This window comes from Haloquadratum walsbyi J07HQW2 (assembly GCF_000415985.1).
GTDB lineage: Archaea > Halobacteriota > Halobacteria > Halobacteriales > Haloferacaceae > Haloquadratum > Haloquadratum walsbyi_B.
Window position 1 is genome coordinate 3,266,180 of sequence record NZ_KE356561.1, and the last position, 24,156, is coordinate 3,290,335.

Annotated in this window: 20 protein-coding genes and 2 pseudogenes; 14 read left to right on the forward strand and 8 right to left on the reverse strand. The window is 47.6% G+C overall.

All coding sequences use genetic code 11. The annotated features are described in order from the left end of the window. Window positions 1–8: 8 nt before the first annotated feature. The 3 genes from J07HQW2_RS15260 to J07HQW2_RS15270 all read right to left on the reverse strand — a co-directional run bounded on the left by J07HQW2_RS15260 (window position 9) and on the right by J07HQW2_RS15270 (window position 5,835). Window positions 9–1,187 carry a nicotinate phosphoribosyltransferase gene (locus J07HQW2_RS15260; RefSeq protein ID WP_303704341.1) on the reverse strand — a complete coding sequence of 393 codons (1,179 nt, stop codon included), beginning with the start codon at window positions 1,185–1,187 and terminating at the stop codon, window positions 9–11. 177 nt (window positions 1,188–1,364) lie between these two features. Further along, window positions 1,365–2,636, reverse strand: a complete 1,272-nt coding sequence (locus tag J07HQW2_RS15265; RefSeq protein WP_021056535.1) for a saccharopine dehydrogenase family protein — start codon at window positions 2,634–2,636, stop codon at window positions 1,365–1,367. A gap of 394 nt (window positions 2,637–3,030) precedes the next feature. Next, window positions 3,031–5,835 (reverse strand): helicase C-terminal domain-containing protein, encoded by a 2,805-nt coding sequence (locus tag J07HQW2_RS15270; protein ID WP_021056536.1) that lies wholly within the window; start codon window positions 5,833–5,835, stop codon window positions 3,031–3,033. A gap of 245 nt (window positions 5,836–6,080) precedes the next feature. Between J07HQW2_RS15270 and J07HQW2_RS19660 the strand changes: the two are divergent. Then, window positions 6,081–6,349, forward strand: a pseudogene (locus J07HQW2_RS19660) (hypothetical protein); the annotation flags it as partial. A 683-nt stretch (window positions 6,350–7,032) separates the two neighbouring features. Further along, window positions 7,033–9,000, forward strand: coding sequence for an AMP-binding protein (locus J07HQW2_RS15280; RefSeq protein WP_021056539.1), 1,968 nt, complete (start codon window positions 7,033–7,035; stop codon window positions 8,998–9,000). Window positions 9,001–9,428: 428 nt separating this feature from the next. Here the strand turns inward: J07HQW2_RS15280 and J07HQW2_RS15285 are convergent, their stop codons facing one another. Next, window positions 9,429–9,641, reverse strand: a complete 213-nt coding sequence (locus J07HQW2_RS15285; RefSeq protein ID WP_021056540.1) for a hypothetical protein — start codon at window positions 9,639–9,641, stop codon at window positions 9,429–9,431. Window positions 9,642–10,064: 423 nt separating this feature from the next. On the opposite strand from J07HQW2_RS15285, the gene J07HQW2_RS15290 reads away from it, so the two are divergent. The 8 genes and pseudogenes from J07HQW2_RS15290 to tnpA form a co-directional block, all read left to right on the forward strand. After that, the gene (locus J07HQW2_RS15290; RefSeq protein WP_021056541.1) at window positions 10,065–10,427 is read left to right on the forward strand and encodes an Ig-like domain-containing protein; all 363 of its coding nucleotides are present in this window, start codon (window positions 10,065–10,067) and stop codon (window positions 10,425–10,427) included. Window positions 10,428–10,480: 53 nt separating this feature from the next. Continuing rightward, window positions 10,481–10,897 (forward strand): dCTP deaminase/dUTPase family protein, encoded by a 417-nt coding sequence (locus tag J07HQW2_RS15295; protein WP_021056542.1) that lies wholly within the window; start codon window positions 10,481–10,483, stop codon window positions 10,895–10,897. Between the two features lie 235 nt (window positions 10,898–11,132). Next, window positions 11,133–11,876, forward strand: coding sequence for an SDR family oxidoreductase (locus J07HQW2_RS15300; RefSeq protein WP_021056543.1), 744 nt, complete (start codon window positions 11,133–11,135; stop codon window positions 11,874–11,876). A gap of 102 nt (window positions 11,877–11,978) precedes the next feature. Continuing rightward, complete coding sequence (locus tag J07HQW2_RS15305; protein ID WP_021056544.1) at window positions 11,979–12,434, forward strand: TIGR00725 family protein; 456 nt, start codon at window positions 11,979–11,981, stop codon at window positions 12,432–12,434. Between the two features lie 842 nt (window positions 12,435–13,276). Then, a complete protein-coding gene (locus tag J07HQW2_RS15310; RefSeq protein ID WP_021056545.1) occupies window positions 13,277–14,137 on the forward strand; it encodes a hypothetical protein in 861 nt (286 codons plus the stop codon). Between the two features lie 285 nt (window positions 14,138–14,422). Further along, window positions 14,423–15,355 (forward strand): NAD(P)H-binding protein, encoded by a 933-nt coding sequence (locus J07HQW2_RS15315; protein WP_021056546.1) that lies wholly within the window; start codon window positions 14,423–14,425, stop codon window positions 15,353–15,355. Continuing rightward, the gene (locus J07HQW2_RS15320; protein ID WP_021056547.1) at window positions 15,352–16,092 is read left to right on the forward strand and encodes a DUF7530 family protein; all 741 of its coding nucleotides are present in this window, start codon (window positions 15,352–15,354) and stop codon (window positions 16,090–16,092) included. The genes J07HQW2_RS15315 and J07HQW2_RS15320 overlap by 4 nt, the downstream gene beginning before the upstream one ends. A gap of 11 nt (window positions 16,093–16,103) precedes the next feature. Next, a pseudogene (gene tnpA / locus J07HQW2_RS19180) lies at window positions 16,104–16,370 on the forward strand (IS200/IS605 family transposase); the annotation flags it as partial. On the opposite strand, the gene J07HQW2_RS19185 reads toward tnpA, so the two are convergent. After that, a complete protein-coding gene (locus J07HQW2_RS19185) occupies window positions 16,333–16,731 on the reverse strand; it encodes a hypothetical protein (RefSeq protein ID WP_021056548.1) in 399 nt (132 codons plus the stop codon). The pseudogene tnpA and the gene J07HQW2_RS19185 sit on opposite strands and share 38 nt — an antisense overlap. Here J07HQW2_RS19185 and J07HQW2_RS19190 point away from each other — a divergent pair. After that, on the forward strand, window positions 16,716–17,108 hold the full coding sequence (locus tag J07HQW2_RS19190; protein ID WP_303704240.1) for a hypothetical protein: 393 nt from the start codon (window positions 16,716–16,718) through the stop codon (window positions 17,106–17,108). The genes J07HQW2_RS19185 and J07HQW2_RS19190 overlap by 16 nt on opposite strands. 569 nt (window positions 17,109–17,677) lie before the next feature. Here J07HQW2_RS19190 and J07HQW2_RS15330 read toward each other — a convergent pair. Both J07HQW2_RS15330 and J07HQW2_RS15335 read right to left on the reverse strand, forming a co-directional pair. After that, on the reverse strand, window positions 17,678–18,394 hold the full coding sequence (locus J07HQW2_RS15330) for a class I SAM-dependent methyltransferase (protein ID WP_021056550.1): 717 nt from the start codon (window positions 18,392–18,394) through the stop codon (window positions 17,678–17,680). Beyond that, on the reverse strand, window positions 18,387–19,850 hold the full coding sequence (locus J07HQW2_RS15335) for a radical SAM protein (protein WP_303704241.1): 1,464 nt from the start codon (window positions 19,848–19,850) through the stop codon (window positions 18,387–18,389). The genes J07HQW2_RS15330 and J07HQW2_RS15335 overlap by 8 nt, the downstream gene beginning before the upstream one ends. A 233-nt stretch (window positions 19,851–20,083) precedes the next feature. Between J07HQW2_RS15335 and J07HQW2_RS15340 the strand changes: the two genes are divergently transcribed. The 3 genes from J07HQW2_RS15340 (at window position 20,084) to uvsE (ending at window position 22,549) form a co-directional block, all read left to right on the forward strand. After that, window positions 20,084–20,494, forward strand: a complete 411-nt coding sequence (locus J07HQW2_RS15340; RefSeq protein WP_021056552.1) for a hypothetical protein — start codon at window positions 20,084–20,086, stop codon at window positions 20,492–20,494. 30 nt (window positions 20,495–20,524) lie between these two features. Further along, on the forward strand, window positions 20,525–21,028 hold the full coding sequence (locus J07HQW2_RS15345) for a peroxiredoxin family protein (RefSeq protein ID WP_021056553.1): 504 nt from the start codon (window positions 20,525–20,527) through the stop codon (window positions 21,026–21,028). Between the two features lie 621 nt (window positions 21,029–21,649). Beyond that, a complete protein-coding gene (uvsE, locus tag J07HQW2_RS15350) occupies window positions 21,650–22,549 on the forward strand; it encodes a UV DNA damage repair endonuclease UvsE (RefSeq protein ID WP_021056554.1) in 900 nt (299 codons plus the stop codon). Between the two features lie 989 nt (window positions 22,550–23,538). Here uvsE and J07HQW2_RS15355 read toward each other — a convergent pair. Continuing rightward, on the reverse strand, window positions 23,539–24,129 hold the full coding sequence (locus tag J07HQW2_RS15355) for a DUF4397 domain-containing protein (protein ID WP_303704242.1): 591 nt from the start codon (window positions 24,127–24,129) through the stop codon (window positions 23,539–23,541). Window positions 24,130–24,156: the final 27 nt, after the last annotated feature.

A 24,156-nucleotide genomic window follows, 5' to 3' on the forward strand; every position in this document is an offset into this window, starting at 1 on the left:
TGATGACTTCACTTCTTAGCGCTGGTATCAAAGACCCCGCGATTCCGGAGCGTCGGAATTGCTTCACGACCCCGATCAGCGGCTGTGGTAATATCAAATGCTCTGAGTTTTTCACCATCACGTACTAACGGATTCAATAATCGCTCGCCAGGAGCAGTCTCACCGACCGCAACAACTTGATCATCATAACCATCTCGGTAGACGGTCTTCGCGCCAGGACGGACACCGCGTTTGGCTCGTGGCTCTCCCTCAACCGCTACGAGATTCAACGAGAAATCAACTGGATCGGCGTTCGCAATCGCACCACCAACACCAAAACCATCAACAACATCCCGGAGACGGTGGATATCCGCAACATCAATGCCCCCGCTTACGAGTATGGTGACATCATCTCGTCCTCGCCGCTGTAGCTCCCACCGGACATCCTCAACGATTGTCCGCATATCACCCCGACGTGAGCTTGTGGTGTCCAGACGAACTCCTTCCAGTTGATCTTCGATATGATCCGCAACGCGACCAACCTCATCAGCTTCATCGCCGAATGTATCACATAGCAACACTCTCGGCACCGACTCCTCAAGTGCCTCATCATACGCTTTCCAAGCTGCCTCAGGTGATCCTAATGCGACAACAAGGGCGTGAGGCATCGTGCCCCCGGCTTCAACGCCAATGACCTCACCACCAGCGACGTTCCCAATACCGTCCACGCCACCTATCAGCGCAGAGCGCTCAATCATCGCCCCCAACGCTGGATGCTGACGACGCGTTCCGAAACTCAACACTGTCCGGTCGCGAGCCGCTGCCCTGATCCGCCAAGCAGCGGAGGCGACACCTGAAGCATGAGCAAGAAATCCTAATAATGATGACTCATATCGTGCGAACGTGCGATATGGACCCTCAATGCGTAGTATGGGACCACCAGAACCAGAAACTGGCGTCCCCTCAGGCGGTGCATACACGTCAATAGGGAGTCCTTCTAGTAACTCAGCAGCATCATTGAGCCCTGCTAGTAAGTGCCACCCCTCAGGCGCAGAAAGTTCTGCAGTGACTGTTGGGTTTTCATCAACATGGTCTAATACGGTCTCGGTGCGCAGAAAATACGCCGCTGTTGCCTGACCATCATCAATTTCTGATTCGGTCAGCAAATCATATTTCCGGTCGTCCATTGACCGTGATTTGGATAACACAATAATAAGCGCTTGGAACACACTCATTTTGTCTCCCGATCATGGTTTAGAATTCAGAATTCAAGATATCGACTCACCACATGTGATTATTGATTATTGTTGGTAGTTTGTGATTTAATATTGCGAAACTCTGATTCCATATTCGGACGTGATGGCGTCGAAATCAATTACCCCCCATCAGGATGACGCAGATTTGTCTTGCTCACCTACAGTGATATTAAATCCAATATCACGAAGTCGTGTAGCCAGCGGTTTGCCAATGCCTGATGCAGGTGTTAATATCCCCCCAGATACTGGCGAATCAATCTCGTCTCGCAGGAGACACATTGCGCTCTCGGCGAGCATGCGTGCAGTCGAGCCATATCCGGGGTCTAACTCTGAGCTAAACTCAGTCTCAATAGTGACCGGACCGTCCGCAGTTGTGCAACGTCCAACTGCACGGACGGTAAAGTAGCCATCCTTGATTTGCTGTCTTGTCGGTCCCTCTCCAGGAGCGGGGAATACGAACTGACGAATTCCTGAACGAACCGGATCAACAGACATCGCAGCGGTAAATAACATGATTCCACCGGCAACGACACTTGCACCGACCACACCACCAATTCCAGAACCGGTTGGAATGACTTCTGCACAACGAAACTCCCGACCCCAAGGATATCCAAGAAGCGCATTGCTCCGCCGAAGGACACGCTCATTTATTGGTGCCATTGGAGACGGTGCTGTCCACACTGACTGAAATTCATCATTCTGTGGGTAGCGCTGTTCACCTGAGTCAATACCATCTCGTTCGCCTGGTGGTGCAAGTGAGTATGGATTTTGTAGGGTTTGTTGAGTCACCGTGTCATCGGAGGCAGCGTCAAATAGTTCAGCGAAACTGGCTAGTGTTCCACCACTTACTCCTCCATTACCTTCCTCAAGATACACTCGAACCATTTCACAATGCGTATCGAAGTTCTCAGTTGCGAATGACTGGACGAGTAATGTCCCGATATCCGCTGGTACGGAATCGAAACCACAACTGTGGATGATACGCGTATCAGCGTTGACTGCTGCATCGTGGAATCGATCGACCATCTCTCGCACCCAATTTATCTCACCAGTCAAATCACAGTACTCGGTTTGCGTCTCAATACATGCTTCAACCAGTGGGGTTCCGTACTTTGTATATGGACCAACTGTTGTGCAGATCACTCGTGTGTCCTGTGTAATCTCATGAAGACTTTCAGGGTCTGTTGCGTCGCCAATTACTATTGGGATATTATCCCACGTTTCAGTCTTCGCGGTAAGATCCGCTTCAACTGAATCAAGACGATCTGCACTTCGACCACCAAGAGCTAAAGAAATATTATTTGGTGTGTATTGCTCTGTGAGATACTCGGATACTAAACGTCCGGCAAAACCAGTCGCACCCCATACAACAATATCATACGGTCGATTTATATTTGACATATAAATTGCGTCTATGTTTCGATTGGGCGTCACGTGGCTAAATCATCTGGATTTTGCTCCGATAGCTCAATATCATCTCAATATAGCTGTTTTGTATCTTGTAGTCAATAGCCCATGAGTCATAAGACGAGAGTTGAGTGCCCGCCTATTCAGCGTATCCAGCTTTACCAATCAATACAGCATCCTAGCAATATCACGCTCAACAGACAGCTTATTATTCCGACCTTCCATGTTTATGTATTCAATAATACTAGATTGACAGTGACAGTGACAGTGACTGTGACTTACAATGTATGAACTCTGACAGGACTGTTCTCATCAAACAAATAAAGCTTTAGTTCGAAATTAAACGCGAGTGATGATACACCGAACCTGATGATGTATGGATCGAGTGCTATTCATGATATTCCCAAAACCGGGTAATTGCATCGCCAACCTCAGCATACTTAACTGGTGTAAACTCCTGCTGTTGCTGCGGTGATAGATACATACGCAGATTTGTGTTATCACTCGTTCCATATCGCTCATCCGCCAGTATACGAACGCCTGTTTCATCTACACCACGGATCACGCGCCCAACAGACTGTCGCACCCGACGTGTCGATGGAATCAATCGCGCTGCCTCTTGACCACCTGTCTCATCAACTGCTCGCTGGTATGCTATTTCGACAGCATCCATCTCTGAGCTTGGTGGAGCTAGTGGCACTCCAATTGAAAGACATGTATGCAGTTTTTTCCCATCAAAATCAACACCTTCGGTGATTGTACCACGTAGACTGGTACAAAGAATTCCATCCCCGGACTCGAAGAATTCCGATAATAACTTATCAGTCTCATCAGCCGTACTCGATTCATCGATGAAACAACGTTTTTCAGTCGACAGTGTCCCGAGATACTCATATACCCATGCAGCCTCGCTATAGCTTGGCATTGCAATGAGAATATTGCCATCTGTCCGTGCCACTTGTCCAATCACCTCAGCGTATTGCCTGCGAGTATCGGTCATAGCCTGCGGATCCGTTTTTTGTTCACCGCGATTTGCTTTCGTGAATTTTGGCAAGTCAATCACAATAGAGAGTCGATTTTCCGGCGAGAACCGCAGTGGGAACCGATCGAACGTCGTTGATCGAGTGTCGACACTCTCAGTCATCTCATCCGTGATTCCATTCATCCGAATTGTCATCCCATCGTCTGTAGATTGTACCTTCGTGTCTAATGCACCAGACTGTGGCACGGCATCAATACCGATTGCCTCACGGAATGTTTCTTTTGGGCGGAGTGTTGCGCTCATCAAGACTCCACTGCCAAGTTCAGAGAACACTCTCCGTAGCTCACGCTTTGGAATACAATTAAACAATCGTAACTCTGGCGTCCAGTTTTTCACCCACGCTGGGAACTGGTCTGGAAATGATTCTTTCTGTGATGGAATCACACGAGCCTCCGGATGGTACACCTCATGTGGCGCCTGCGCCCACTGTCGAAAGAACGCTCCGACTGGTTTACCCTGTGGAGTCCGATCAAGAATTCCATGTTCACGAAATGCATCAAAGACGTCTTCCAAGCGGCTCATGATTCGCTCTGCATCCTGCATCACCGATACTGAAACGGATGTATTTGTTTTAACACTCCGTGTTAGCTGATCACCCCAATTGAGATTATTCGGGTCGACTAGTGACTTTACTTCTCGGCTTTGTGGCTCTGCGTCTTCCTCTCCAAATCGATGTATCAGACCCACTGCATCAATTGTCTCGCTTGCTTCGATAAGTTTCTGCTTTGCAATATCCAATAGCTGTTCCACAGCACGCATTTCTGCATGATCAATCCCGGTCGTTCGTAGCTTTGCCCCGTCTTCGACAATTTTCTGCGCTAGCTCTGCACGTTCATTGGGGAGATCGGGGGTTGGACTATCAGCAATGCTTCCACTCGCGTACTGACGGGCAATTTTGACATCATTGCGCGCCCTCATTAGCGTGTATAAATCAACTGAAGTAGAAAGGCTATCTCGGCTTCGTTCTTCCAGCTGATGCGCCTCATCAACAATTGCAATCGTTTGTTCATTAAGTAACCCCAGTTTTTTATCGGTCAGATATCGAGTTTCGGGATCAAGAAGATGATTATAATTTCCTATGATAACATCCGCCTGCTGAGCAAGAATGCACATCAACTCGTGAGGGCAACATCCACTTGCAACCGTCGCCTCAAACAGCGTTTGTTTATCAACAACATGGGATGGAGCATCCGCAAACTCGACAATCGATTCCTGTAATCCTGAAAGCGTTGCCGCATAAAATGGGTCAAATCGACCCTGCAGATCCGATGGTAATTGATTAAAATTTGAATCAAGTCGAGTGGAATCAACAATCTCTGAAGTATGCGGAACATGTTCCGGATACGGAGTCTCGATACCATCGATATATAATTGCGTGTTATCTTCGGTATCTCTCGGTTCTAATTGTGCAACAATATCCTTGATAGCCCGCGCCCGGTTCGGATCATATGGATACTTTTCCTGTGTCTGTACGGCTTTTTCACTTGGATTAGACCAGTCGTAATTAGCTACTGAGAACGCTGGGGGGCTGAGATCATCCGGCCAGTCAAGCGGAATATCACTGTTGAAACGAATAATCTCCCGTGTGGTCGCACGAAGGTCTTGAGTTACATCCCGTGTGTCTGTTTTGGGGAGGTTTGCATTCCTGATTGCCATCATATCAGCTTGTCCTCGTAGGACGACTGTGCGTATCGGTTTTGCTTCTGCTGGAAGTGTCTTGTTGATACCGCGTAATTCGGCGATAAACTGCTGAAGCTGCTTTTTAACCGGCGTAACAGCTATTACGCGATCATACTCTGGAAATGATTCATCTGTCGGTGATCGATCGCTCAATTGCTCAGGGTTCCGGATCGCGTGTATACTCGCCGTTACCGCAGCGAGTGTCTTGCCAGTTCCACACGCACCTTCTTTCAAATAGTAGCCTTGTTGTCCAAGTGTATCTAAAAACGACTCAATTGCAGTATGTTGATCCTCATAGATTGTGTCATATCGAAAATATGGTGTCCACCCTGAGTCGATGGTCGATACATCTCGCGTGCCTGTTGTCTGGCGCGCTGTCGATTCAGTGCGTTGACCAGCGTCTGTTACTGATAACTCCTCAACTGAGCGCGGACGCGGACACTGATATGAAGATGAATCCTGTGAGGGCATGATATTGGAATACAGACGCTGACGATATTGAATACTCGCACTCTGAGGGGGTTTATCTATACCGACCAGTCGGTGATAATAAATCTTGAGGAGAATACCCGCGGGATGAATCCGACAACTCACTCCGTAATCCACCGTCGATAGCCCACCCGGATATTCCACGTCTTCGTCTTCGTCTTCGTCTTCGTTTTTAATCCGTCCACTTACACCAGATACGAGTATAAGTGGTTACATAGACGTTCAGAATGCTGGAACTCCACCGAGCGACAATCCTCACCCACTCACAACGAGAGGAGATGCTCGATCAGCACGGGCACGGCACAGGTGAAGTGCCAGCCAAAGCGAACTCTACTCTGGATCGGTCTCAGACTGGACTCTGTTTAAGAGCCCGTGAGACGTCGTCTCACGTGGCAACGTCGCCAATTACCACTCCCGGGAAGTATGGGATGACACGGGTGAAATCCCCGACCACGGCAACTTCAAAGACGAGTTGAAGGGTCATACCAACTACAAGGCGAGGGATTGCACAGTCAGTCCAGTTAGCGCGTTCTGGAGTCACGGGCAACTCACTGACCGACTCGAACTCACACTCAGAGATGTCGGCATCACCGTCAAGGAGTGAGTGAAAAAAGTTCGAGTCGCAAGCGCCCACAGTGTGAGCCTGAAAACGTTCACCGGGCCGGGGCGGTGATGCGTTCCGATCTCCGACCCGATATGATGACTGCGAGTTGGACACGCACAGTGACATTGCCGGACCGGGGCGTGGGACGTGCTGCAAAAACAAGTAGAGTAGGGTCGATGGCTATGGCTCGGCGAGATGCCCTGTCTGCTGAACGTGGCAAGGGCGCACCCGCGAGTGGGGCGTACTGGGAGTGGCACGACCACGATCGAACACCATCGGTTTGGGGACAGCCGAGGTTGAGGTCGGGGTCGGGGTCGGTTAAGCAACCTAACCCAACTCAGTGTCAGCGAACCCGTTAGTTCACAGCCGGGGGAATCGCTTGGTCAGACTACCCACGGAGCAATCCCACACGGCTTCAGCTATGGAAGAAGTCAAATGAGCTTACTCGCACATTGAGGTGACTCCGACGTTATCTCTGTCCTCATGATATCTAAAGCGTAATAGAGGGGTTGAAAGTCAGATTTCATACTAATATTATAATTAAAATTAAGTATATTGATTGCCTTATATGATATATGCAGTCTCCTGAATCACAAGAGGTCGTCCACGTCCCAGATGAGTCATTCGTTAAGTCGACAAACGTCGCCGCGTTCATGAATGCCTATGATATCACTGACCATGATGATCTCATCAGGCGAACAACCTCTGATATTGAATGGTTTTGGGATGAACTGCCTAATTATTTAGATATCGAATTTTATACAGAATATGACAGTGTCCGAGATGATGCTGAGGGTCCACAATTCACAGAATGGTATCCGGGCGGTGAATTAAACGTTGCACATAATACGGTCGATCGGCACGGGTCTATGAGTTCTGATCGAAGAAATACCGTTGCCTGCATATGGGAAGGCGAACAGGGTAATGTTCGAGAATTAACATACCACGAACTTCTTCGTCGGAGCAATCAAGTCGCCAATTATCTCGAATCAGTCAATATCGACACCGGCGATACGGTTGGATTGTATATGCCGATGATTCCGGAGGTTATCTCAATTCTGTATGGTTGCTTCAAAGTAGGTGCAATTGCTGTACCTATTTTCTCAGGATTCGGTGTTGACGCGACGGCAACCCGGATTGATGATTCAGAGTGCTCAGTGTTATTTACCGGTGATGGGTTCTATCGCCGTGGCGATGAGATTACACTGAAAAGTGCTGCTGACGAAGCGGTTGCTGAGGCTGGCTTTGTTGAACATACAGTCGTCTTTGACCGTCTTGGCGCAGATATCCCATGGAACGATAATCGAGATGAGTGGTGGGCAGATGCAATCGAAACTCAAAATGACGATTACGAGACGAAGTCACTCAGCAGTGATCAGGAGTGTATGCTGTTGTATTCCTCTGGGACGACAGGAAAGCCGAAAGGAATTGTCCACACGCACGCAGGTGCACAACTCCAACCAGCGAAAGAATTACATTTTGGCTTTGATCTCAAACCGTCGGATCGGTTTCTCTGGGTCTCCGATATTGGCTGGATGATGGGACCATGGACGCTCATTGGCACTCACACCTTCGGCGGCACGATGGTTATGTATGAGGGGGCTCCGGACCACCCGCAGCCAGATCGATTCTGGAAATTGATTGACCGCCATGGAGTCACCCAATTTGGCATCTCCCCGACAGCAATCCGTGCACTCCGCAAGCAGGGTGATGAATGGGTAGAAGGACATGACCTTTCGTCGCTTCGATTGCTAGGTTCAACTGGCGAACCATGGGATACTGAGTCGTGGCTTTGGTTGTATGATCATGTCGGGAATGGTAATACACCGATTATCAATATTTCCGGCGGGACAGAAATATTCGGCTGTTTTCTGATGCCGATGCCAACCCAGTCATTAAAACCGTGCACACTTGGTGGACCAGGGCTCGGCATGGATATTGACATCATCGACGAAACGGGAGCATCGGTTGCAGAAACGAACGAACGCGGTTACCTCGTTGCTCGTGACTCCAATCCTGCCATGACGAAGTCTCTATGGGGTGGTGATGAGCGATATCTCAATGAGTATTGGTCGGCATTCGAGAGCCCACCAATGTGGAACCACGGCGACTGGGCGCAACAAGATGAAGACGGCTTTTGGTTCTTGCATGGTCGTGCTGACGATGTTTTAAATGTTGCAGGGAGAAAGATTGGACCCGCAGAAATCGAGAGCGCGGCAATGGAGCACGACAAAATCAATCAGGCGGCAGTGGTAGGTGCCCCTGACGATACTACCGGAACGGCAGTCGTATTATATTTGATCACGGAAGACGATGCTAAAGAGACTGATATGCTTCGGGATGAGGTCCGTGAATTGGTTGGCAGAGAGCAAGGCAAACCATTCCGACCTAGTGAGGTATTGTTTGTTGATGCGTTTCCAAAAACACAGTCGGGTAAAATTATTCGTCGGGCAGTGAAGACAACCTATACAGGTGGAAATCTCGGCGACATGAGTAGTATCGAAAATCCTGAAGCGCTTACACAAATTGAAAACGCTCGGTAAACACTAGATTATGTTAATTCAACTGTCTGTGTGAGAGCATCTACTGTATCTAATTGAGATGTTTTCATTTCGCGTCACTCATTCAAGCCCAATCTAATCTGTTGAGTATCTTCTTTCAGCTTGCATTGAGTCATATTGTACGAAGCAACTCAGCTTATGAAAGCGGGTACATTGCACTCAATTCGAACGATAATACCATGACGAAATTCTATCTCTTAGGATATGTCTATCAATACGAAATAAAAGTATCACTGCCTAGGCGCAACTTGCGTGATATGTTGAATTCCTCAAGAAGTATCAAACATCACCGATGAACTACAATTTCCTTCCCACGAATCGTAAGGTCGAATCACATTCAATTAAAGCATTATTGAGATGTCGGCTAGGGTGAATTCTTACCGTCAGGTGAAATTGTTCGTGACAATCAGCTATTTATCGATGAGTCGATATGTCGGCGGTATATCGTCAGTCGCCTCAATCGTGTCCATTTCAATCTGTTCTTTACAAACATCTCTGATAGCTCCTGTCGTCATATCGCGACTTTGCGTGGCGATGTGATGTTGAATTGTTGACGCTGATAGCGGTTCGTTAGCCGATTTCAGCACCTCAAGGACTCGATTTGTTGTCTCCGTATCTGGCATATTCAATATATGTTGACGAGGAAAAATAAAATCTTCCAGTCACGATATCTGGAGTGTACTCAGCAAGATTGTTTTCATTTTGAACTCGTGAATTAAGATACCCACTGAGAGGAGACGAGACGAGACGAGTAATTGTCTATATTTACTCGTGGAAATCCCAAATCTATTCTATAAACTCGACAATAACTGAAGATGACGCGTGATGAATCAATTGTGCCGTGTTTCTCTTATTCACCCATCATAGTAAAAGTAATATGATAGGTTTTTTGTGAATAATTACTTTACTACTCTGTTTGAGTATGTGTGGTTTTCAGTCATATCACTCAATTCCGATGATTGCCTAGCTAGAGATACTCATCTCTGTGTTTCTTACTCTGAAATACATTCTGTGGCTATATACACAACAGGTGATGTATACAATCTATGCCAACGCAGAGAGCAAGAATTAATTCCGATCTTCAATTCGGTCGTGACGCGGCGGATAATGTGCAACAAAGCCAACCGACACTCGTTGTTCGGAATTACGATTCCTCCGAGACCCATTCGGTTCATATACAACTTCATGATACCGCGGGGAACTGTGCATTTGAACGAACACTGCAGGTTGATCCCTCACGGGCAATTACCACCGAGATGCGCTGTGATGCTGCGAACTATACAATCACGGCGCAAATTGAAACTGGATCAGTTGATATGACTAGATGTGATATTGAGACAGGCATGGACAAGACGGCGCTCATTGAGACCGGCAACGGCTCTGTGCGAGTCGTTGATGATTTTATTTAATATAATATCTCCCGACGCCGGGTTTATGTTGTTCACCTCATGTAACGAATAGTATGAATTCACTCATTGAAACAGTGGATGAGCTTGTGCATGAACCGACACAGACGCGTGACGATGGTGGAGTTGATATCACCGTGAGTGAGATATATACAATACAGCAGCCTGGACAACTCGATTTTGGCGGTGGTGAGATGAAGCCTGCAGACTTACAAACGCACTCAACACAGCTTCACAACGAGGGTGATAGTTACCAGTGGTGGCATCTTGATGAAGGGATATATCTGATTGAGTACAATGAGTCGCTGTCAACGGAAGCGCAGCTTCAACCACGGACAGAAATTCTTGAACAAGGAGCTAGTCATCCGTCGATACGTGTCGAGTCGCTCCCAATGATTCCACTGTCTGTCTCGGTGGGAGGGATTCAGATAAAAGAGAATGCACGAGTTTCTGTTATTTTACCAGTAGAATAATTCTATTTGATCTGCAGTCTCGACATTGACGGAGTATCTCAACCGATCTTCACTCATCAAATCATCATGATGATGTGAACCATCTCGGGGTCACATCACATCAGTATCAAACCTCTGACCCCGACTCCGAGGCACTCGCCTTGCTTATCTATAGAAAACTAACCGATATACGCATACTCAGGGGCGGAAACAATCTATTTTAAGCTATTGTCTGAGAAATTTCTGTGTAAGCAATATGGATTCATTCGATGAAAAGATCGTGCTCATTACGGGTGCAAGTTCAGGTATTGGAGCGGCGACTGCACGACATTTTGCGAGTGCTGGGGCGACAGTCGTCCTTGCTGCTCGTAGTGAGGAAGCGCTCAAAGAGGTAGCAGACGAGTGTGAGGCGATGGGCAGCACTGCGCTGGCGGTCCCTACAGATGTCACCGATCATACTGCAGTAGATGCGCTTGTTGACGCTACTATCGAGCGATTCAATCAACTCGATATTTGTATCGTGAACGCTGGAACCGGCGAATCAGTAGATACTGCGCTCTCAGAGTTACCTATCGAGCAGTTCAAACAGGTAACTGAAACGAACGTCCACGGGGCATTCTATACAACCCGTTCAGTAGTTCCTCATTTGCGAGAAAGTAACGGGTCAATAGTCTTTATTGGGAGTTTCAAGGGTAAATATCCAAGTACCTCAACACCAATATACGCTGCCTCAAAATGGTGGCTTCGGGGATTCGCGGCTAGTGTGGCTGGCCGAATCGGACCCGAGGGGGTTGCAACAACGCTCATCAATCCATCTGGGGTTACGACAAATTTCGGTTCACAATTCCGTAAACGCTCCAACAATGAGGCGCTTGATGCAGAAACGACTCTTGACGTGACTGACGTTGCCGATTCGATTTTATTCGCTGCTCAACAAGACGCGCCTGCAGCGGTAACCGAACTCGATCTCAACCGACAGGACATTTTTGATCGATTTTAATATACGCTATTCTCTGCTGTGACATACTGTGTTATTCTATCCAAAGACGGGAATCAATTAACGAATCAAAACTATCAGCATCATCGGAATCTATTATAAAATATGCGTGTGAGTATCATTGGTGGAAGTACGGTCACAGATGACGAGTATGCAACAGCAGAACGTCTTGGTGAAGTAATTGGTGAGCGGGGGCATGAACTCGTTTGTGGCGGATTAACTGGTGTGATGGAAGCGGCTTGTAAGGGCGCACAAAGCGAAGGAGCCCACACAATTGGTATCATCCCAGGTAAAGACCCACAAGAAGCAAATGAACATGTTGAAACAGCGATTGCAACAGGGATCAATGATTCGCGGAACCCAGTCATTGTCATGAATGGTGACGGTGTTGTTGCTGTCGATGGTGGTCCCGGAACACTTTCAGAGATAGGACATGCACTCACTTTTAGTAAGCCTGTGGCTGGTCTTGATACACATCGAGTTGATGGCGTTTATGGGATTGAGCATGTTGATGCACCTGCGGAGGCGATTGCGCATCTTGAGGATAGCGTCGACTCATAAATTACGTAGATAATAAAAGAGATGCTGTTACCCGTTGTTGATAGAGCAAATGTCGCCTCTCTCAGCTCCGCCTGTAGGATACGTGGTCACGGATTCTGATTCTCCGGCTGGACTGATTTGGATGAAGTAGCAATCTCGTCCTGAGTTATGATGATATCGATAGAAGCATAACTCGAGTAATCATCATAAAGTTGTATTTCTTGGTGCATACGACGATGTAAAAATTAGTATATCAGGGGTGAACTCTCAGAGGACATCCGAAATGTGACTTACGTAGGCTGACAGATACATTGCGGACGATGCGGAGTAACGTCACTCAACTATGAGAAGGAAATTAACCTGTGTGGGTCATACTGTTGCATGCATTGGTTACAATGCAATGAGGATAGAACCTCAAATGGCAAGGTCACGACAGATACCACTGTCACCCTTCTCGGGGATGCAGTAATATCCCCGATAAGCTAATTATGGAATATTTATCTGATTATCAATAATAGCAATTACACATACAAATAGCTCAAATTAAATTAGATTTTGAAGTTAATTAATGATTAATACCTCAGCTATTCAAGAGTAATCAAAAGATAATTTATCGGAGTAACAAGGGCAAGACCCCGTCCTCGAGGAATGAACGGCACCGAGCCGTGAGTGAGTAGGTCGGGGTAGTTTATTATGTGCCTCTCTGCTCGAACATATTGCCCTGATGATATCCATCGCGCTGCGCTGACCTTGCAGTAATATGACCGATATATTCTGAGGCGTTGTTAGTTACAGACTTATTGTTTTGATAACAAAACTCAATTCCGTGTGTAGATTTTGTCTGCTAGATAAACGATCAAGATATGCTAACCACGATTTTCATTTCAGTTAATTCACCACTTGTGGGTATGATATTATTGATTGCGGCGGCGGTCACTGGGTGGTATAGCCGGCGACTTCATCGCCGTCAATCAGTTATTACAGAGACAACGACTACCGATATTGGACAGCTATCTGAGGAAGGAGTTGTTGAGGTTCAAGCCGAGGTGACCGGTGGAGAGACATTTGATTCACCGATTGGAGATCAGGAATGTGTTCTTTCAGTCTGGGAAATCGATGAATATGATGATGGGTGGGAGACCCGGGTCTCAGGTATCTATGCAAAGCCGTTTAGACTCGATGATGGGACGGGTCAAACTCAAGTCGATATTGAAAATCATATCAGCACTGAGTATGATTCTGACTCCTGGGAAATCAGCTGGCGTGGATTCGATATTGATCGGATGCTGTCGGTCGGCATCTCGGTTAACGACGTATACTGCGTATTTGATGAATTCACTGTTGAGCACTCTGTGTCATCTGATTGTGAGTTACCACCACGGATTTCTGCATTTGAGACAGCTGACCCGGATATCCCGGAACGATCCGAATCAACGATTAAACTCGGTGAGACAGATATTCAAACAAAAAGTAAACGTCGGTACTTTGAGGAGACGATTACTCCGGGACAGGAGATATATCTTCTTTGTGAGGCGACCGTAACCGGCGATGTGACTCATCCGCCTAAACCAGGTGACATAACTCTGAAACAGCGACAGAATGACGAGTTGATGATTATCTCTAATCAGCGTAAAAACGATATTATTGCTGATTTTAATCAGTATCGATTGGGATATGCAGCGGCTGGCGTTATGACTTTTGTCGGGTTGGTTGCTGTAATCTGAGTGTGCTAATCTGGAACGGTCAATCCTTTCTCAGATTAATGGCAATATATTATAGCTAGTGTGGCAGAAAACCCATCCGTTTACAGATGGGGTGAATACCATCAAAAACAATAAACGAGTAAAATATTTTACTGATTCTAAGATTACAATATTCATTAGTAGCGTGTGCTTTGGTGTCGCATAACACACTTATGGCTGCACGAGAATATTATACATGGTCATTTATGATATTATCTCACGTATCAATACACTGATCTACGGAGCCTCTACTGGCGAGGCGTATTGATGCGTATTGCCGTTGCTGGTGCGACTGGTTGTGTTGGCAGTCGATTAGTTCCAAGGCTCCTCAGCGCTGGACATACGATCACAGCCCTTGTTCGCGATGCCTCAGCGCCTCGCTCTGCATCACTTGTCTCGGACCCAGACGTTCAGGTCATCGAGGGCGATTTACTTACGCCTGCAGGCGTAGATGAATGTTGTCACAACGCTGATACTGCTGTTTATCTCGTTCACTCACTCGGTTCTGGTCCAAACTATGTTGACCGAGACCGTCGAGCTGCGACAGCTTTCGCTCGTGCTGCATCGGCAGCCGATATTGATCGAGTTGTATACCTTGGCGGTCTTGGGGATGTTGATGGAAATGGGGACGATCACTTACACTCTCGGAGGGCAGTTGAATCTGTTCTCGGTGCTGATCGGTATGATTATCGGCTGACAACAGTTCGAGCGGGTGTCGTTATCGGGGCGAATAGCCTCAGTTTCCAATTGATGCGACAATGTGCCGCTCGAGCTCCAATCGCACCGGTTCCACCGGCTATAAACACACCATGCCAACCGATTGCTATAGCCGACGTCGTGCAATATCTCACCACTATCATCAACAACGGAACTACGGCTGAGGTGATTGAGGTCGGGGCACCGCACGCCCGACCGTATGCCGACTTACTCAGGGTGGTCGCTGACGCGCTCGAAACACGGTTCACTGTCCATGTCGTCCCTGGGATGCCACTCCCTGCGGCAGCACTTGGTCTTGCTGCAGTTACAGATGTTTCCTATCAGACGATATCGCCACTTGTTGAGAGTCTTTCAACACCCGCTGTTATTTCAGACCCGAAGCCAGCTACAACGCTTGATGTTGAGCCAGTTAGCTTTGAGACAGCTGTTGATGAGGTGTTGAGACCAACTGAAACCCCTATGACCTCGAAAGCGAAGCCATGACAACTGCAAATAGCATGGACTTCGGTGAGACATGGGTTTATGAAAGTATTATCAGCGCACTGCCTGGTATCGAGATCCCGAACACCCTTGCAATCGGAATCCAGCTTGTCTTTTTCGAGACAGCGGTGCTTGTCTTTGCAGCATTGGACGATAACGCGACTATTGCGATTGTCGGAAGTGCTGCAGTTTTACTTGCAACATTAGGTAGTGTCGAAATGCTTCGAATTAGTCGGCTTGTCCGGTCACGGTCGGTACCAACAATTTATAAACGATTGTTGTTCGGATCAAAGGTCGAAACTGTGCTCGGCGTATTAGTATATGTGGCGCTCGTTACTCATCTATTCGTATTTGAGCCCCGACAAAGCGCACAGTCAATATTGCACTCACTTCTCGGTCCGAATCCACCAGTTGTTGTCATGTACGTTCTTTTACTCGTCGGTTGGGATATTTCATATCGCATTGGGACGAATTGGTGGGCGAGTTTGCTTGGGCTCTGGCGAGCGGGTCGGTATCGGTTTTCTGGAGCCGGTCCACGTGAATTTAATCTTGACCCAGAAACGGCTCGATTACTCCGTCGCGCAGATTCTGAAACGGCACTCTTTGGTCTGCTTCAATTATCGATTGTCCCTGTTCTGGAATCAGGGTCGGTGCTTCAAAATGTCTTAATTGCTCATGTTATTGCTGTTGTCGCTGTCTCTGGAGCAGCGGCGATATTAATGACTCCTAACTCTCCCTGATATTACACGAAATCGAGGAGAAAGCCGACGAACTCGATCTCGACATTCTTCGACTGTCAATCCAGCCCGACCACGTACACCTGTTTATCACGGGCAACCCGACACTCGCCCTGAACAAAATCATCCAACAACTCAAGGGCTACACCTCGTGGAACCTCCGTGACGAGTTCGACTTCGGTCTCCCCTCGCTGTGGACGCGCTCGTACTTCGTCTCTTCAGCGGATGAGATATCGAGTCAGACTATCGAAGAGTACATCCAAGCACAGACCGGACGATGACGATACAGATAACGATAACGATGCAGCGAGAAGTCACCACTACAGTACGGGTCAAACTATACTCCACTCGTTCACCGAGCGGAAAGCCTACCTCGTCGAACGCGAGTATGGTGCGTTCCAAGATGCCGTTCAGGGTGACGACGACGCGAATCTCTACTCTGCCACCAAACAACAGGCGGGCAAAGTTCGGTCGAACAAGAACCCGCGAGCGGATACCGAGCAACCCGTCGTCCTCCGCAACGACTGTATGACCATCGAACACGACGAAGACGAGGACACGGTTCTCTCGTCGTGGTGGTTCAAACTCCCCGTCTACAACCCCGAAAAGGAACGTGGGGGTAGCATATGGGTACCCGTCCATGTCCCCGAGAAAGACACGAACCTGCTCACCGACGAGTACATCTGCGACTCCGAACTCGTCTGCCGGGACGGCGAGTGGTCGTTCACCTCGTCTGCAAACGGTCTGTGGTCGTCGCAGACGAGTACGACGACGTTCTCGCCGTCGATATGGGTGCGAAATGGATAGCCGTCAGCACATCCCTCTCCGACCGCGACACCAAGTTCCACGGCGGGGAAGTCCGCCGCGTCCGAGAACACTACAAGCAACTCCCCAAAGCCATCGGGAAGGCGAAGGTGCATTCGGGAGCGCAGGTCATCGAACGACTCGGTAACAAGGAATCCAGAACAGTCGAACACGAACTACACCAAGTGGCGAACGAACTCGTCGCTCGCGCGTGAGGACGCAACGCAATCATCGTCCTCGGTGATACGACAGGGTTGCGCTTCGACAACGACAAAGGTCGGTGCGTGACCGACAAGACCCACAAGATGCCGTATGCGAAGATGGCGAAATCCTCACATACAAGGCCCACCTCGACGGGCGAGAGTGAGAGTGTGTTCCAGCGAAAGAGTACGAGACGTCTCGGACGTGCTGGCGGTGTGGGTGTGGGTCGCAGAACACGAGTCGTGAGGTGCAGGGCAGGGGCGTGTCGAGTGTCACGACTGTGGACTGAACGACAACGGCGAGAAGAATAGTGCGACGAATATCGGCAAACGAGCCGTCGGGAAGAACATTGAGAGTCCGCTCTCGACGGTGGGGGTGGGGACTGTTGTGGCTCAGCCCGAAACGCAGGCCGTACTCACGGGACCTTACCGGTGAGATGGACCCTGCGAACTCCCCAGACGACATGGGCATAACCCTCAGTTCAGTGAGGGAAGCCCACGAGTTTAGTCGTGGGAGAAGTCACGATGCGTTGTTAACCTCGTATCAAATGCTGTCGTGAGTATCTGCAGGAGGGTATTGACACTCAATCGGATCGCTGGGCAACTACTGAAATGTAGCCGATGCGATTGTCTGTAACAGCGGCTTCTGCTTCGTGAATTCCATCAAGTAATCGCTGCCCTCGCTCACCAAGCAATCCGAGTATTTGTTCATAATCAACGCTATTTTGTAATTTCTCTTGCATCGTCAAAATATCATCACGATGGTCCTGAACATCTATTACATCATATCCGGTTGCTTCGATTGTCTCGATTGTTTTCTGTCGACTTTGACTGGTCTCCAAACAGAGTCCATTGGTAATTGGCGCTGGCAAATTGGGTAATTGTCCCTCGACAGTAACGTCTGAAAGCGCTAGATATCCATCTGGTTCGACAATTCGAGCTGTTTCCCTGATTGCGGTTTCACGTTGTTCGGTGAGACACATCACACATTCTGCGAGCACAACCTCAATGCTATCATCTGCAAATGGGAGGTGGCGCATATCACCTTGGACGACATCCTTCCCATCTGGCGCATGATCAATCCCTACAACATCAGCCCCCCGATCACGTGCTGCAGAGAGCGACCCACCGGCTCCACAACCAATGTCAGCGACCTGTGTTCCTGCAGTTACTGCAGCACGATCCAACAGATTCTCGGTTGCCTCACGACCACCTGGGTGAAGTGGCTCATCAAGGATACTTCGAAGTGTATCCCATGGGTTCGCAAGCGCAGTCTCAAACATTCCCTGCATCTTAGTCATTGGATGGGGTTGATTGATCAGTGGTATTTGCATTTTGCTCGAGAGCAATATTGGGATCGACATCGACATCTTCCCTGGTCGCTTCAGCAGAATGAGCAGCATCGTCATCGGTGGGTAATGGCTCATTAACTCCTGGTCTACCTCCCCAGTCATTCCGATTTCGGAGCGCGTATCGACCGTCATCGGTCGTCATATTATATCCACAGAATGGAACTAACTCACCATCTTCGGTCGGTACAGAAATACAACAATTATCTAACCGACCGGCATCGGCAGCATCAGCGTCCATAAATCCAGTCAGTGATATTGGAAGCACGCGATCGAGCATTTCATCAGCACCTGCTGGGAGTGAAAGCGAATCCCCTCCACAACAACTAGCCGTTTTACAGGCAGCTTCACCACCAGCTGGGGTCTTCGCAATCAATTCCATCCAGTCACTTTCATCAACTAGACCGGATACATTGGTAAATAGATCTGCTGAAAGGAATTTCGTTACTGGAACAGGACCCTGTTCACTGGGAAGTAACCCAGTGGCTGACTGACAGTACGCCGAACAACACGGAACAGGCATGAGATCTTGTGCATCAATCGATTCAAACCCTTCCGAGAGACGCTCAGCAGCCGTATCTAATGAAAATCGACCATTATTCGTCTCATACCGACCAAAGTGAGCTACCGGTTGGAAATTAACAGACTCAACAACATCGCGATTCTCCAGCGCATATCGAACAATATCTCCCATCTCATGATCATTAGTGCCAGGGACAATCGTCGGTACCAACACAACAGAAAGTCCAGCTTCTCGGCAATTTTCGACTGCCTCGCGCTTGAGATCGGCTAAATCAACCTCTCGGATTGCTTCATATGTCTCTGATTGAAGTCCATCAAATTGTAAATAAATCGCAGTAACCCCAGCATCAGAGAGGCGACGAGCATACCCTTCCTGCTCGACGAGTTTGATTCCATTTGTATTGACCTGGATGTGTTCGAATCCCATCTGAGTTGCCTGTTCGACGATATCTGGGAGATCATCGCGAACAGTCGGCTCGCCGCCGGAAAGCTGAATCGGACGAGGACCACCACTGTCTAAGATTGTTTGTAATAACTGTTCAATCGTCTCAAACGATCGATGTGTCCCACCGGGCCCCGAGCTTGCAAAACAGAATGAGCATGAGAGATTGCAGTCAGAGGTCACCTCAATAACTGCTAGACAGGCGTGGTCATTGTCGACGGTGAAATCTCCGTCCGGATTAAAATCGGCATCAGGCTGAAACTGCTTTGCCCACTCCCAGTGATCAAGTGAGTCCCAAACTTTCCGTGTGGTCTCACCGTGCTCTGGACACTCACGGTGAAGATACACTGAGATATCATCGGTGACATATTCACCCGGGATACGCTTAAGACAATCTGGACAGAGGCTTGTGGTCGATTCTAGCTCCCGCTTAGCCTGGCTCATATCAATTCGCATGGGAGGAGGATTATATACGTTGCTCCTGTGTGAAGCATACACGCATCTGCGACGAAATAAAATGTATCTCCAACGTATTTATTCATACATGCTCCGTCCAAAATTGATATCATCTGTTCGTTTGGAATCCGCCCAAGAGTCAGTCGAATCTAAAGGTTTCAGCGAGAGTTCCACGGGTCACCCAATCCATGGTCATTTACTGAGATAGTCCAATAAAAATCATGAATCGTCTCATATCTGATAACGAAGGTTCGACTGATCCCCCAGTTGATGAGACATCACCTCCAGTAGCCTCATTATTACCATGGCGATCATCTACATCTAAATCCGAGTCTGATATCGAAATTAAATTATATATCGTGACCGGATATCACGGAAAGCTCAAAATTCCTGAAGGCTTCTGTCGAGAGTGCAATTTATTTGTGCGAGCCGCAGATGCTGCGGCTGAGCAGGTTGATGCCAACGTTCATGTTTCAGTTGTCTCGTGGTGGACACACTTTCTTTCCGCATTTCGGTACGGTGGCTATCATCCACCCATTATCGTTGTCGATGAAACCCGTCTCTCACAAGGACACCAGATTCCAGCAACCGAAGAAATCGTCGAGGCAATCAAAGAGTCAGTAAATCGGTGATATGAATAGTCATGAGAGAGTATTTTCACCATGTCAACACAATTAACCAACTTTTCATTACCCAACGTAGCCACTGGACCAGATCCATTTTCAGTATCTGCATTGTCTGAGGAAATCGACTTCGTCGTGCTCTTTTTTCAACGAGATCATTATTGTACGAACTGTCGGAAACAGGTACAGACAATCGCTGAACGTATAGATGACTTCCACAGTCGAGATGCAGAGGTTGTTTCGATCGTGCCTGAGCCTGTCGAGCGTGTTTCAGAATGGCAGTCAAAATATGACCTGCCGTATCCATTGTTGGCTGACCCAGCAGCTGAAACTGGAGACGTCTATGATCAGCCCGTCCGATTTGGGATATTGGGAAGATTCAGCGACTTCTTTGGTCGGATGCCAGCAGTTGTAATCTTAGATCGTCGTCCTTCACCAGCAGAGATCGCTTATACGTATAAAGGAAGCTCTACATTCGATCGACCTGATATTGAGACTCTCCTCAGTGAGCTAGAAACCCTTCAGTCAGCACCCCACAGCTGATCGTTAAAATCCAACAACATACTACTAGTAATGCACTGATATCAGCGATATTACATCAGATGCTATAATGTATGATGCTCATTCATATCTGAGTTTTATCTGACAATTCGCGTCAATAACTGGTTGGTGACTAACTAAATCGAAGGATGCGATATTAAATGATGATGAGTCCTGACGGTCACCACCGGCACTAGAATGTATCAGATAAATGTTTGTCTTAAGACACTATCACACTCACGCCCAACGAGGGGCTCTATTATCTTCATATAGTGTACATGCTGGCTGATCCAACTCGAGAGCAGTTCCCACAGTTGAGTGAAACCACGCAGTAAATCCTCTCGGTGAATGCCAGTAAGTCAGTTGAGATAGGGTGGCAGTTATGCCGTCAGCCTCGTTACCTCGACTACCCTATCTCACCCGTCCCATTTTGTCGCTGTAATGTATTGTGTCGGTCAGCAGGATGCCGAAGTGGAAATTATGATCAATATTAGCATAATCACTGTATGTGGTCATGAGTTCATCTTATGATTGATCCACTGGATGCGTCCTGTGCCTCAAACAGGGAACTCAATATAGCCATAGTTCGATACACCCAAGCCAATCGTCCATCTCATTTTATTCATGCTTGGATACGCCGGTCGCAACAACACACTACGGGATCAACAATCACCGGTGAGATGCAATCGAGGGATGCAAAAGAAAACTTGGAATGACAAAGGACTCCCCTACGCTGGTGAACTTGCTGAGCAAAACTTTCGTGATCTTCTAACTATTCTCAAATGGAATCATGAGCACGGTATCGGATTCTATCGATGCACATCACAGTCATTTGTTCCGTGGAACTCTCAATATAAGCTTCAATCACTCCCAAATATCGATACAATTCGAGAGCTTGCAGTACAATGTGGTGAGTTTATTCAGGAGCATAATATGCGGCTTTCATTCCACCCAGATTACTTTGTAAAGCCAGCTTCCACGACAGAAAGTACTCGCGAAAAAGCTCGAAAAAGTCTTGAAAATCACGGGTCGTGGCTTGATTTGATGAACCTTCCACAAACAAATGAATATCCAATCAATATACATATTGGAGGTCATTACGGTGACAAAGAGAGTACAGCAGACCGTTTTGTCGAGTTTATGGAAACAGTCTCATCAAGTGTCGCTGACCGGCTTGTGATTGAAAACGACGATAGTCCAAATCTCTGGTCTGTGACAGAACTTGTCGATAAGATTTCTAGCATTACTGATTGTCCTGTCACATTCGATTATCATCACCACACGTTTTCTTCAGACGGGACCACATATCGTGAAGCGTTCGCGTTGGCTGCGGATACATGGGAGAACCGTCCGGTGACACATTACTCTGAGCCGGCGGTCCTACATGAGGAAGAGGCAGATCGACCGCAGACTCATGCTTCATACGTTGACCGCGTGCCATCGTGGCTCCAAACCCAGGCTGATGTGATGATTGAATGTAATGGTAAAGAGCTTGCTGTGAGCCAGATTCAAACAGCAACCTGATATTATCAAAAAGGAGCCTCAAGCGTTGAACTATAATAGCTCATATCAGCGTTCTCTTAGTGTGAGCAATTTATTTGATCTTCATAATTAAAACCAGATCCTTGGGATACAGATACGAATGTCATCGCTAGCAGTGGGTGCATATATTGCTCGAATATAACTGTTACCGAAGGTATATTACGTTATATCTCCTATTTACCTCTATGCGACCGAGCATTGATGTTGAGCAGTGCGAGATGTATGAGTGTCCTGACTGCGGCGCACGCGCAAACGATCGAGGAGAGTGCAAATCATGTGAGACAGAACTCATTTCTATTGGCTGTGAACGAGATCTATAGAACTAGTTTCTAGGAAAACCGCAGAGACTGATAGCTTAAATTGCATATTAACGAGCTTACTTGTCCGCGCAAGTTTATTTCTATTTTACATTATTTTCTGTTAAATAAAACGGGGAGATCGACTGAGTGTATTATCCAGACACGATGGGAGCTGGCAGACGCAAAATTATGATGAGATGACTTACCGATAATAATGTATGACCTCGTGAAGCGTTTGAGTTGGGATTAGAGCGTAATCATCAATTTCAGAATTGTCTTTATTTTGCTGGTTCAAGATAAATCGAATTCTTGTATATGACAAGACATGTTTGATGTGAAATTCAGGCGGCTATGTCTCGTTGCCACGTAGCGACTCACATCAGCGTCGAGCGAGCAGTGCAGAAAAAGATCATTAAGCGGAGTCAACGCGCATTGGCAAGTAATTGCATGTGACAGTCGTGTTCCTCATTACAATACCATATCCTGAACAACGGTTGATCCTCCAGTGTTAATTTCGGTTGTGATAGACATCTGAGGGCGTAAAAGTAGGATCCAGCGATGTGATACAGAGAAACAAAATCGGTCATTTGACCAATAGATAATTTCGAACCGCGCTGCGATTAATAATGCCGATTTTATCAACGCTATTCAAAAAGAAAATCCAATCAATAATTACTGCGTGTCGTCTGCAAGGACGGCATCAAGTGAACCATCATCAACTTGACCAACGGCGATTGCTGAAACAGCGGTTCCACCAGTAACCTCAACCTCAGGTAGCGATAGTGCGACATCACCGCTATCTGCCACGACTACCTCAAGATCATACGTGCCAGCGTCCACAGCAACATATCCACTCTCGTCACGGAAGCTAATATCTTCGCACAACGTTGGTCCGCCGTCAGCAACTTGTACATTGACTGCTGGGGCATCTGGTGAAGTGTGAATAAACCGGACATGAGTCTGGTCGTCTGCGATATCACCAGGGTCATCAGCAAATACAGTGCACTCGACACCATCGAGCATCCCAGTCGCAAACGCTGAGTATGCATTATCGGCCTCGAGTTCTACCGTCAAATCAAGAACAGACTCATCATCACCGTGCGGTGTAACGGAGATGTCGTGACTTTCAGCAGATAATTCCGCGTACTCGCTAATTTGTTTGAATGGGACGTCTTCAAAAGCGATATCGCCATCTACATGTACATCGACGTTTGGGGCATTTGGGCAACAGTGTCCAACACGCACAGAAGCCGTATCTGACATTACAATAATATATTTATACTCGATCAG